The organism is Pseudomonas sp. 3JA (assembly GCF_036961705.1).
Classification (GTDB): domain Bacteria; phylum Pseudomonadota; class Gammaproteobacteria; order Pseudomonadales; family Pseudomonadaceae; genus Aquipseudomonas; species Aquipseudomonas fluorescens_Q.
In genome coordinates, this window is record NZ_JBAMDJ010000074.1 from 1 (window position 1) to 12247 (window position 12247).

Here is a 12247-nt window from a genome sequence, read left to right on the forward strand (position 1 = left end):
CGCCGCCAGGGACGCTCCGCGTTCCGCTTCTGGGAGGTGACGCAGAGCGTCACGGGATGCATTACTACGCAGAGCGTGGGAACGATCGGGTCGCGGCGGCGGTGAAAGATCGTTCCTCACTCTCCGCGTGGGAACGCCGCCAGGGACGCTCCGCGTTCCGTTTCTACAGACTGAGTAGGGCTTAAGTTTTTCCCAAGTTGATTTCAATCAAGGGCCGAAGAAGGGGTCGGCCCCTACCATGATCGCCAAGATCCTGTCTTTAAGCCCTGGCGTCCATGACCCCTCCCTTTGTGATGCTGCACCTATCCCGCCTCTGGCTCCGTGGACTGTTCGTTTTCCTGCTGTTGTTCACGGGCCTGGCCCAGGCCAAGGACTACGGCGACACCCCGCAACAGCGCATCCACCATGTCCTGGGCCAGACCGACGCGATCTCCGAGCCCGAAGGGCGGTTCAAGGTGCGCACGCTGTCCGCTGCCGGCAAGGTCCTGGGCTATGTGTTCCAGAGCCTGGACGTGGTGGACATTCCCGCCTATTCCGGCAAGCCGATCAACGTCCAGGTCATTCTCGATCCTGCGGGGGTGATCCTCGATGCCTATGTGCTCGAACACCATGAGCCGATTCTGCTGATCGGCATCGCCGAAGAAAAACTCCACGCGTTCAGCGCGCGCTACAGCGGCATCAAGGTCAACCAGCGGGTGGTGGTGGGGCATTCCAGCGACCCGAATGCCGTGACCGTGGATGCCATCGCCGGGGCTACCGTGACGGCGATGGTGGTCAACGAAGTCATCATGCGTGCCGCCCACGATGTCGCGGTGTCCCTGGGCCTGGTCAAGGGCGATGCGGGGTTGGCCGTGGCGCCGGCTCGTGTGCGCGAGGACATCTACGAGCCCGCCGACTGGAAGACCCTGACCGGCAACGGCGCTGTACGGCGCCTGCACCTGACTCGCGGTCAAGTAGACGCCACCTTCAAAGGCACCGACGCCGAACAGGTTGAAGTTGCCAGCGCCGCCCAGGCCGACGACACGTTCATCGACCTGTACGTCACCCACCTCAATCCGCCCACCATTGGCCGCAATCTATTGGGCGATGGGCAATATCGCACGCTGATGAGCGAGCTCAAACCCGGCGAACAAGCCATTGCCGTGATGGGCAGCGGGCGCTATTCCTTCAAGGGCTCGGGTTATGTGCGCGGCGGCATTTTCGACCGGGTGCTGGTGCGTCAGTTCGGCGACGTCATCAGCTTCCGCGACATGGACTTCCAGCGCCTGGATGACGTGGCCGCCGAGGACATGCCTGAGTTCGACGAAATGGCGGTGTTCATCGTTCGCGCGTCCCACCGTTTCGACCCCGGTTCGCCTTGGAGCCTGGAGCTGCTGATCCGCCGCCAGACCGGGCCGGTCAGCGGTATTTTCAGCAGCTTCGAGCTGGCCTATCAGTTGCCGGAGCCCTACCTGGAGCGGCCATTGCCGACCGCCGAGCAACTGGCGGCCGCCGAAGAAGCGAGCCGGCCGATGTGGCTGACGCTCTGGTATCAGAAAAGTGTCGAAATCACCGTGCTTGGCGTAGCCCTGCTGGTGCTGACGGCGATCCTGTTTTTCCAGGATTCACTGGCCCGGCGGCCGACGCTGTTGCACTGGCTGCGCCGCTGCTATCTGGTCTTCACCGTGGTGTTTCTGGGCGGCTACGCCTTGGCGCAGTTGTCGGTGGTCAACGTGCTGACCTTCGTCCACGCCTTGTTCGAAGGCTTTCGCTGGGAACTGTTTCTCACCGATCCGCTGATCTTCATTCTCTGGGTGTTCACCGCCGGCAGCATTCTGCTGTGGGGGCGTGGGGTGTTCTGTGGCTGGCTGTGTCCGTTCGGCGCGTTACAGGAGTTGATCAACGAACTGGCGCGCAAGCTCAAGGTGCCCCAATACGAGTTGCCGTTCGCCGTGCATGAGCGGCTCTGGGCGATCAAGTACATCATTTTGCTGGCGCTGTTCGGCGTTTCGCTGGAGTCGATGGCCACCGCCGAGCGGCTGGCTGAAGTGGAGCCCTTCAAGACCGCCATCACCCTCAGGTTCGACCGCCAGTGGTGGTTCGTGGCGTACGCCGTGGGCCTGCTGGTGATCAACCTGTTTACCCGCAAGGTCTATTGCCGCTACGTCTGCCCGCTGGGCGCGGCCCTGGCGATGCCGACCCGGTTGCGGCTGTTCGATTGGCTCAAGCGCCGCAAGGAGTGTGGCAACCCCTGTCAGCTGTGCGCCAAGGAATGCGAGATCCAGGCGATTCATCCCGATGGCCGGATCAATGCCAACGAATGCCATTACTGCCTCGACTGCCAGATGACCTGGCACAACGAAAACAAATGTCCGCCGCTGATCAACAAGCGCAAGAAGCGCGGCAAGGCGGCCGTGAGCGATCCGCAACTGATTCCCGTGGTGCAGGTGAACCCGGCGCCTTGAGGCCCCAATGGCCTGTCCCTTGACCGTTTCATTCTTCATGGAGCACACAGCATGAGCGATAAAAAAAACCAAACCCCGGGCGTGGTGGAAGAACCCAGGGGTGTCAGCCGGCGCAGTTTTCTCGGCACTGGCGCGGTAACTGGTGCCGTACTGGCCGGCGCGACGGCGCTGGGGGCCGGGACGTTCACCCGTGAGTCCTGGGCTGCGGCGGCCAAGGAGGCCAAGTCCAAGATTCACGTCGGGCCTGGGGAGCTGGACGAATACTATGGTTTCTGGAGCGGCGGCCACCAGGGCGAGGTGCGGGTGCTGGGGGTGCCATCGATGCGTGAGCTGATGCGTATCCCGGTGTTCAACGTCGACTCGGCCACCGGTTGGGGCCTGACCAACGAAAGCAAGCGCATCCTGGGCGACAGCGCCAAGTACCAGAACGGCGATTGCCACCACCCGCACATCTCCATGACCGACGGCAAGTACGACGGCAAATACCTGTTCATCAACGACAAGGCCAACTCCCGGGTCGCACGTATTCGCCTGGACATCATGAAGTGCGACAAGATCCTCACCGTGCCCAACGTGCAAGCCATCCACGGCCTGCGCCTGCAAAAGGTGCCGTACACCAAGTACGTGTTCGCCAACGCTGAGTTCGTGATCCCGCACCCCAACGACGGCCATACCTTCGACCTGCAGGACAAAAACAGCTTCACGATGTTCAACGCCATCGATGCCGAGAAAATGGAGATGGCGTTCCAGGTGATCGTCGACGGCAACCTGGACAACTCCGATGCTGACTACACCGGCAAATACGCCGCCAGCACCTGCTACAACTCCGAGAAGGCCTACGACCTGGGCGGCATGATGCGCAACGAGCGCGACTGGGTGGTGGTGTTCAACATCCCGCGCATCGAGGCGGCGATCAAGGCCGGCAAGTTCATCAACCTGGACGGCTCCAAGGTGCCGGTGGTCGATGGCCGCAAGATCGATGGCAAGGACTCCGAATTCACCCGCTACATTCCCGTGCCGAAGAACCCCCACGGGCTCAATACCTCGTCGGACGGCAAATACTTCATCGCCAACGGCAAGCTGTCGCCTACGGTCTCGATGATCGCCATCGATCGCCTGGACGATTTGTTCGCCGACCGCTTCAAGGACCCACGCGAAGTGATCGTCGCCGAGCCGGAACTGGGGCTCGGGCCATTGCACACCACGTTCGACGGGCGCGGCAATGCCTACACCACCTTGTTCATCGACAGCCAGGTGGTGAAGTGGAACATGGACGAGGCCATCCGCGCCTACAAGGGCGAAAAGATCAATTACATCAAGCAGAAACTCGACGTCCAATACCAGCCTGGCCATAACCATGCGTCTCTCACCGAAACCAGCGAGGCGGACGGCAAGTGGTTGGTGGTGTTGTGCAAATTCTCCAAGGACCGCTTCCTGCCCACCGGCCCGCTGCACCCGGAGAACGATCAACTGATCGACATTTCCGGTGAAGAAATGAAGCTGGTGCACGACGGCCCGGCGTTCGCCGAACCGCATGACTGTATTCTCGCGCGGCGCGATCAGATCAAGACCCAGAAGATCTGGAACCGCAACGATCCGTTTTTCGCCGACACCGTGGCCCGGGCGAAGAAGGACGGCATCAACCTGGAAACCGACAACAAGGTCATCCGCGACGGCAACAAGGTGCGGGTGTACATGACGTCGATGGCGCCGGCCTATGGCCTGACGGAGTTCACCGTCAAACAAGGCAATGAGGTCACGGTGACCATCACCAACATCGACCAGATCGAGGACGTGTCCCACGGCTTTGTCATGACCAACCATGGCGTCAGCATGGAGATCAGTCCGCAACAGACCTCATCCATCACCTTCACCGCCGACAAAGCCGGCTTGCACTGGTACTACTGCAGCTGGTTCTGCCACGCGCTGCACATGGAGATGGTCGGGCGCATGCTGGTTGAAAAGGCCTGAGTCATTCACTAGGGAGACAGGCGCAATGACCGGGAATATGCAGCATCCAAACGTTCGTCGACTGGTCATTGCCCTGGTGTTCAGCCTGCTATCGGGCGGCGTGCTCGGCGCGCCGCAGCCGATCACCGATTTGCCTTTGCAGGTCGAGGGCGACCAGCAATGGCGCCTGCCTGCGGGCCAGTACCGGGGCTCGTTCAGCATCGACCAGCCCATGACCCTCACGTGTGCGCCGGATGCGGTATTCCAGGGCCTGGGTGAGGGCAATGGCGTGATCATTCGCGCCCCGAACGTGCGGGTCCAGGGATGTACGTTCCTGGACTGGGGCCACGACCTGACGGCCATGAACGCGGCGGTGTTCATCCAACCGGTTGCCCAAGGCGCGGTGGTGCGTGGCAACCGGATGCAGGGCCAGGGCTTCGGTATCTGGGTCGATGGCACGCGGGACGTCAGCCTGATCGACAACCGCATCCAGGGCGACCCCAGCCTGCGCTCCCAGGACCGTGGCAATGGCATCCATTTGTATGCCGTACACGGCGCCCGGGTCATCGGTAACCAGGTGCGCGAAACCCGCGATGGCATCTACATCGACACCTCCAGCGGCAACCTGCTCCAGGGCAATGTCCTGGAGGACCTGCGCTACGGCGTGCATTACATGTTCGCCAACGATAACCGCCTGCTGGATAACGTCACCCGGCGTACTCGCACCGGTTATGCCTTGATGCAAAGCCGCCAGTTGACGGTCATCGGCAATCGCTCCGAACAGGATCAGAACTACGGGATCCTGATGAACTACATCACCTATTCGACCCTGCGCGACAACTTCGTCACCGACGTGCGCGACGGGTCCACCGGCGACACCATGATCACCGGCGCCGAGGGCAAGGCCCTGTTCATCTACAACTCACTGTTCAACCGCATCGAAGGCAACCATTTCGAGCGCAGCGCCGTGGGTATCCACCTGACGGCCGGCTCGGAGGATAACCGCATCGCCGGCAATGCCTTCGTCCACAACCAGCGCCAGGTCAAATACGTGGCCACGCGGTTGCAGGAATGGTCGGTGGAAGGCCACGGCAATTACTGGAGCGACTACCTGGGTTGGGATCGCAATGGTGATGGCTTGGGCGATATCGCCTATGAACCCAACGACAACGTCGATCGCCTGCTGTGGCTGTATCCCCAGGTGCGCTTGTTGATGAACAGCCCGGGGATCGAACTGCTGCGTTGGGTGCAGCGAGCCTTCCCGGTGATGAAATCCCCCGGGGTGATGGACAGCCATCCGCTGATGGAAACGCCTGTCCAGCCCCCACCACGCAACAGTGCCCAGGAGGACGCGTCTTGAACGTCGTCGAGATCGAAGGCGTCAGCCAGTACTATGGCGATGTCGCCGTGCTGCGCGGGCTGGACTTGAACCTGGCCCAGGGCGAAGTGCTCGGCCTGTTCGGGCATAACGGTGCGGGCAAGACCACCACGATGAAGCTGATCCTCGGTTTGCTGCGGGCCAGCGAGGGGCAGGTGCGTGTCTTCGGCCGCGCGCCCAGTGACCCGAGCGTGCGGCAGATGCTCGGTTATCTGCCCGAGAACGTGATGTTCTATCCGCAATTGAGCGGGCTGGAAACCTTGCGCCATTTTGCCCGGCTCAAAGGCGCTGCACCGGAGCAGGTGCAGCGTTTGCTGGAAGAAGTCGGGCTGGCGGATGCCGCGACACGACGCGTGAAGACGTATTCCAAGGGCATGCGCCAGCGTCTCGGCCTGGCCCAGGCGCTGCTCGGCCAACCGCGCCTGTTATTGCTGGATGAACCGACCGTGGGCCTGGACCCCATCGCCACCCAGGACCTCTATCAGTTGCTCGACCGCCTGCGTTGGCAGGGCACCAGCATTATTCTCTGTTCTCATGTCCTGCCTGGCGTGGAAGCTCACATCAACCGCGCCGCGATTCTCACCCGGGGTCGCCTGTTGGCCCTGGGCAGCCTGGCCCGCCTGAGGGAGGACGCCGGGTTGCCGACACTGATCCGCGCCTCGGGCCTGTCGCGGGCCGATTGGCTTCGCCAGCATTGGCGTAGCGAAGGGCACGCCACCCAAGGCTGGGGCGCCGAAGGGGTGCAGGTGTCCGCGCCGGATGGCAGCAAGCTTAAATTGCTGCGCCAGCTGCTGGCCCAGGATGACCCGTCGGATGTCGAGATCAAGCCGCCGTCGCTGGAGGATTTGTACCGTCATTACATGGTCCGTGCCGCGGCCGAGGAGACCCGCCTATGAATCCGGTCTGGAACATGGCCCGCAAGGAATTCAGCGATGGCCTGCGCAATCGCTGGTTGTTGGCGATCAGTCTGTTGTTCGCGGTGCTGGCGATCGGCATCGCCTGGCTCGGCGCGGCGGCGTCCGGTCAACTGGGGTTCACCTCGGTGCCGGCCACGGTGGCGAGCCTGTCCAGCCTGGCGACCTTCCTGATGCCGCTGATTGCCTTGCTGTTGGCCTATGACGCGATTGTCGGCGAGGACGAGAGCGGCACCTTGCTGCTGTTGCTGACCTACCCGTTGGGCCGCGGACAATTGCTGCTGGGCAAGTTCGTGGGGCACGGCTTGATCCTGGCCCTGGCCACCTTCATCGGTTTTGGCTGCGCGATGCTGGCTATCGCCCTGTTGGTGGACGATGTCCAGTTGAGCCTGCTGCTCTGGGCCTTCGGTCGCTTCATGGTGTCCAGCACGCTGCTGGGCTGGGTGTTCCTCGGGTTGGCCTATGTGCTGAGCAGCTTGTCGGCAGAGAAATCCACCGCGGCCGGATTGGCGCTGGGGGTGTGGTTTTTCTTCGTGCTGGTGTTCGACCTGGCGTTGCTGGCATTGCTGGTGCTGAGCGAAGGGCGCTTCAGCCCGGAACTGTTGCCATGGCTGCTGCTGTTCAACCCTACCGACGTGTATCGGCTGATTAACCTGTCCGGGTTCGATGCGGCGTCCAGCGGCGCCGCGGTGCTGACCTTGGGCAGCGACCTGCCGGTGTCGGCGCCTTTGCTCTGGCTGTGCCTGGGCCTGTGGATGGCGGTGCCATTGTGGCTGGCCTATCGGTTGTTCAATCGCCGGTGCCCGTGAATTTCAATCTTGATAAGGGAGCATGCAACGATGAACAGGGTGTATTTCAAGGCGGGTCGCCTTTGGGTCGGAGTGTTGATGTGCCTGGCACTGGCGGCTTGCGGCAAGGCCGAGCCACCCGCGGCCAGCGAGGCCGCGCTGGCGTTCCATCCCGGTGACGAGTGCCATGTGTGCGGCATGGTCATCACTGACTTTCCCGGGCCCAAGGGCGCGGCGGTCGGGGCAGGGGGCGTAAAGAAATTCTGCTCGCCGGCGGAGATGCTGGGCTGGTGGTTGCAGCCGGAAAACCATCGGGCCGACGTCAAGCTGTATGTCCACGACATGGGCCGCAGCCATTGGGACACACCGGATGACGCCCACCTGATCGACGCCCGGACCGCCTACTTCGTCATCGGCAGCGGGCTCAAGGGCGCCATGGGCGTTGTCCTGGCTTCGTTCTCCGACCCCCAGGCGGCACAAAAACTCGCCAGCGATACCGGCGGCCGGGTGCTGCGCCTGGAAGACATCGACCAGAAACTGCTGGGGCAGGCGACCGCCATGTCGCCGATGAGTCACTGATATTGCCTGCACACCGAACCGCTTTTGTGGTGAAGGGATTTAGCGAAACGTCGCACCGCCCCGCTGGGCTGCGAAGCAGCCCTGAGACTTGACAGCGCGCTGTGTCAGGTTGACTGCATTCAATTTGCTTGGGGCTGCTTTGCAACCCAGCGGGAGCAAGCTCCCTCGCCACAAAGGTATTCCATATCAGGGGTGTAGATGTTGGCGGCGGCGTCGTGTGCGCCGATCTTCTCATCCCATGGAAGCGTCCACCCGCTACCCAAGTAGCATACGTCGACTCGACGCGGCTTCGTACACTCAGGGCTCCTATCACGCACCCGCCGGAGGCGAAGATGCAGCAGGCCCAGAGCGAAGGTGTGGTGAGCGCCATGTCCCAGGCCACGGACGTCCAGCAGGTGGCCCAGGAGTTGGCGCGGCAGTTGTTGCACCCGCACCTGGGCTTCGTGCTGTTTTTCTGTTCCGCCGAATATGACCTGCCGGCCTTGGGCCAGGCGCTTTCTCAGAGTTTCGGTGGGATTCGCCTGGTGGGCTGTACCAGCGCCGGTGAAATCACCGCGCAAGGTTATGGTCGCAACTGCGTGACGGCGGTGGGTTTCGATCACCGGCACTTTTCCATCGCCGCCGAACTGATCGGCGAGATGGAGCACTTCAGCCTGATCGACGCCCAGCAAATGGTCGAGCGTCTGGCGAGTGGCTGTCGCAGCAACGCCCTGGCCCCGATCAAGGGCCACAGCTTCGCCTTGACCCTGCTCGATGGCCTGTCCAGCCGCGAGGAGATGGTGCTGGCGGCCTTGAGCGCCGCGCTGGGGGACATCCCGCATTTCGGCGGTTCGGCTGGCGATGACAACTACCTGACTCACACCCACGTGTACTTCGAAGGCCAGTTCCACAGTGGCGCGGCCGTGGTGGTGCTGATCAACACCTGGCTGGAATTCGAAGTCTTCACCACCCATCACATCCTGCCCCGGGAGGAGAAACTGGTGGTGACCGGCGCCGACAGCGCCTCGCGACGGGTCTACGAGCTCAACGCCGAACCCGCCGCCGAAGAATACGCCCGGCACATCGGCGTGCCGGTGAGCGCCCTCGACTACCGGGTCTTCGCCGCGCATCCACTGGCGGTGCGCATCAACGACCAGTACTACGTGCGCGCCATCCAGCAGGTGCACCCGGACCTGAGCCTGAGTTTCTACTGTGCGGTGGAGAACGGCATCGTGCTCACCGCCATGACTCCCGGGCCCTTGCTGCACAACCTGCAAACGCTGTTCGACGGTTTGCAGGCACGCCTCGGCGACTTGCTGCTGACCATCGGCTGCGATTGCTTTCTCCGGCGCCTGGAGCTGGAAGATCGCGGCGGCCTGGAGCAGATCGGTCAGTTCCTGCGCGAACAACGGGTGATGGGGTTCAACACCTATGGAGAACAGTTCAATGGCATGCATATCAACCAGACGTTCACCGGAGTTGCCATTGCCCGACATCGCGTCCCCGGCCATCGCTGAGCTGCAGGCCCAGCTCGCTGCCCTGCAGCATGAAAATCGCAAGTTGCGGCGCATCAATGAGGCGCTGATCGAACGGGTGGAGTCCGGCGTCACCCGGGGCAACGACCCGTATGCGGCGTTCCAGCACTCGGTGGTGCTGGCCGAGCAGGTGCGCGAGCGCACCGATGCGTTGAACCAGGCCATGGCTGAGCTCAAGGCCGGCAATCACTTGCTGGGCGAGGCGCGGCTGCGGGCGGAAACCGCCCACCGGCACCTGATCGACGCCATCGAAAGCATCTCCGATGCGTTTGTGCTGTTCGACGAGCAGCAACGCATTGTCCTGTTCAACAGCCGCTTCAAGGCCTTCTGGGCCAACAGCCGGGTGCGCATCATCGCCGGCATGCGCCTTTCCGAGGTCAAGCGCTTGATGACCGCCAACGGACTGTTCAGCGAAGAGCCCCGGGGCCAGGCCGACGAGCATGTGCTGTATCGCTTGCAGAACGGACGTTGGTTGCAAGTCAGCGAGCGGCCGACCCAGGAGGGCGGGCGGGTGATCCTGTTTACCGACATCACTGACGTCAAGCTCAGCGAAACCGTGCGTCGCGAGCAGGCCATCGCGCAGAAATCCCACCTGTTGCAACGGGCGGTGGACAACCTGTCCCAGGGCGTGGCGATGGTCAATGCCCAAGGCGTGCTAGAGCTTTGGAACCGGCGCTTCCTGGAACTCAGCGGCTTGGCTCCGGTGGCTGCCCATCGGCCCTTCAACGAGGTCATCGCCGACAGCGAGCTACACCTGCTGACGCCAACCAGCCGTGACAGCAACGGGCGGCTGATTCACGAAAGCGAACAGCGCCTGTCGGATGGCCGGGTCCTGGAGATCCGCACCCATCCGCTGCCTACCGGCGGTTATGTCAATACCTTCACCGACATCACCGAGCGCTATCAGCACGCCGAAGCCCTGAGCGAAAGCGAGCGCTGGATCCGCCTGATCACCGACCATGTGCCGGCGCTGATCGCCTACCTCAACGCCGACCTGGTCTACGAGTTCACCAATAAGGTCTACGAGCAATGGTATTGCTGGCCCCGTGGCGTGATGCTCGGCCAGAGCCTGCGCGAGGCCCACAGCGAGCAGCATTACCAGCGCCTGGAAGCCTACGTTGCCCGGGCCTTGGCGGGGGAGAGCGTGACGTTCGAGTTCGCCGAGACCAACATCAACAACCAGGAGCGCTACATGCTGCGCTCCTATGTACCCAACCGCCTGGCCAACGGCGAAGTGGTGGGGATTTTCGTGCTGATCCGCGACATCACCGAACGCCGGCGCACCGCCGAAGCGCTGCACCAGGCCTACCAGAACCTGGAACAGCGGGTCCAGGAACGGACCGCCGAACTGACCACGCTCAATGACCAGTTGCTGCGCGAGATCGACGAGCGCAGCCGGGTGGAATTGCGCCTGCGAGAGGCCAAGCGCGAGGCCGAGCAGGCCAACCTGTCGAAGACCAAGTTTCTCGCAGCGGTCAGCCATGACCTGCTGCAACCGCTCAACGCCGCCCGGCTGTTCACCAGTGCCTTGCTCGAGCGCCGCGAGCCGGTCGCCAACGCGCAACTGGTGCGCAACGTCAGCAATTCGCTGCAGGACGTGGAGAACCTGCTGGGCACCCTGGTGGACATCTCCAAGCTGGACGCCGGGGTGATCAAGGCCGACGTCGCGCCGTTCGGCCTCAGTGAGTTGCTGGACAACCTGGCCGCCGAATACGCCCAGATCGCCCGCAGCGAAGGGTTGGAACTGCACTTTGTCGGCTGTTCGGTGCTGGTGCGCAGCGACATGCAATTGCTCGCGCGGATCTTGCGCAACCTGCTGAGCAACGCCATTCGTTACACCCCCAGCGGGCGGGTGGTGCTGGGTTGCCGGCGACACCGCCAGCGCGTGTCGATCCAGGTCTGGGACAGCGGCATCGGTATTGCCGAGAACCGCCTTGAGGAAATATTCCAGGAGTTCAAGCGTGGCGACGTGCAACGCCCGAACCAGGACCGTGGGTTGGGCCTGGGCCTGGCGATTGTCGAAAAAATCGCCGGGATCCTCGGGCACCGGATCCAGGTGCGCTCCTGGCCGGGCAAGGGCTCGATGTTCTCCATCGACGTGCCGCTGAGCGCCACCGCGCCCAAGCCGCTGCCGTGCCTGGACATGAGCGAGCCGATGCTCGAACGCCTGCGCGGGGCGCGGGTCTGGGTGCTGGATAACGATGCAGCGATCTGCGCCGGCATGCGTACGTTGCTGGAGGGCTGGGGTTGCCAGGTAGTGACCGCGTTGTCGGAACAGGACCTGGCTCGCCAAGTGGACAACTACCATGCCGAGGCCGACTTGTTGATCGCCGATTATCATCTGGACAACGATCAGAATGGCGTCGATGCGGTGGCCAGGATCAACGCCCGCCGGGCCTCACCGATCCCGGCCATGATGATCACCGCCAACTACAGCAACGAACTCAAGCAGCAGATCCGCGAACGCGGGCACACCCTGATGCACAAGCCGGTGCGGCCGATGAAGCTCAAGATTGCGATGAGTCATCTGTTGGATCCCTCCCGATCTTGAGCCGAACACTGTTGTGGCGAGGGAGCTTGCTCCCGCTGGGCTGCGAAGCAGCCCCCTTCGCGCGCCACCCTGATTATCGGTGTTGTTGCAGACTTTTCAGGGCCGCTGCGCGCCCCAGCGGGAGCAAGC

General features: G+C 62.8%; 8 protein-coding genes. All 8 read left to right on the top strand.

Annotated features, from left to right (window positions below; genetic code table 11):
• Positions 1-275: 275 nt before the first annotated feature.
• Positions 276-2444 carry a transcriptional regulator NosR gene (gene nosR / locus V7773_RS29715; RefSeq protein WP_336076432.1) on the top strand — a complete coding sequence of 723 codons (2169 nt, stop codon included), beginning with the start codon at positions 276-278 and terminating at the stop codon, positions 2442-2444.
• 51 nt (positions 2445-2495) lie between these two features.
• Positions 2496-4415: a TAT-dependent nitrous-oxide reductase gene (nosZ, locus tag V7773_RS29720; RefSeq protein WP_092222080.1), complete on the top strand. Its 1920-nt coding sequence runs from the start codon at positions 2496-2498 to the stop codon at positions 4413-4415.
• Positions 4416-4440: 25 nt separating this feature from the next.
• Positions 4441-5754, top strand: a complete 1314-nt coding sequence (locus V7773_RS29725) for a nitrous oxide reductase family maturation protein NosD (protein ID WP_336076433.1) — start codon at positions 4441-4443, stop codon at positions 5752-5754.
• The gene (locus V7773_RS29730; protein ID WP_336076434.1) at positions 5751-6668 is read left to right on the top strand and encodes an ABC transporter ATP-binding protein; all 918 of its coding nucleotides are present in this window, start codon (positions 5751-5753) and stop codon (positions 6666-6668) included. The genes V7773_RS29725 and V7773_RS29730 overlap by 4 nt, the downstream gene beginning before the upstream one ends.
• Positions 6665-7495 carry an ABC transporter permease gene (locus tag V7773_RS29735; protein WP_003201419.1) on the top strand — a complete coding sequence of 277 codons (831 nt, stop codon included), beginning with the start codon at positions 6665-6667 and terminating at the stop codon, positions 7493-7495. The genes V7773_RS29730 and V7773_RS29735 overlap by 4 nt, the downstream gene beginning before the upstream one ends.
• 30 nt (positions 7496-7525) lie before the next feature.
• A complete protein-coding gene (locus V7773_RS29740) occupies positions 7526-8053 on the top strand; it encodes a nitrous oxide reductase accessory protein NosL (RefSeq protein ID WP_092141441.1) in 528 nt (175 codons plus the stop codon).
• A 332-nt stretch (positions 8054-8385) separates the two neighbouring features.
• On the top strand, positions 8386-9549 hold the full coding sequence (gene nosP, locus V7773_RS29745) for a nitric oxide-sensing protein NosP (protein WP_063321459.1): 1164 nt from the start codon (positions 8386-8388) through the stop codon (positions 9547-9549).
• Positions 9479-12118 (top strand): hybrid sensor histidine kinase/response regulator NahK/ErcS', encoded by a 2640-nt coding sequence (gene nahK, locus V7773_RS29750; RefSeq protein WP_336076435.1) that lies wholly within the window; start codon positions 9479-9481, stop codon positions 12116-12118. The genes nosP and nahK overlap by 71 nt, the downstream gene beginning before the upstream one ends.
• Positions 12119-12247: the final 129 nt, after the last annotated feature.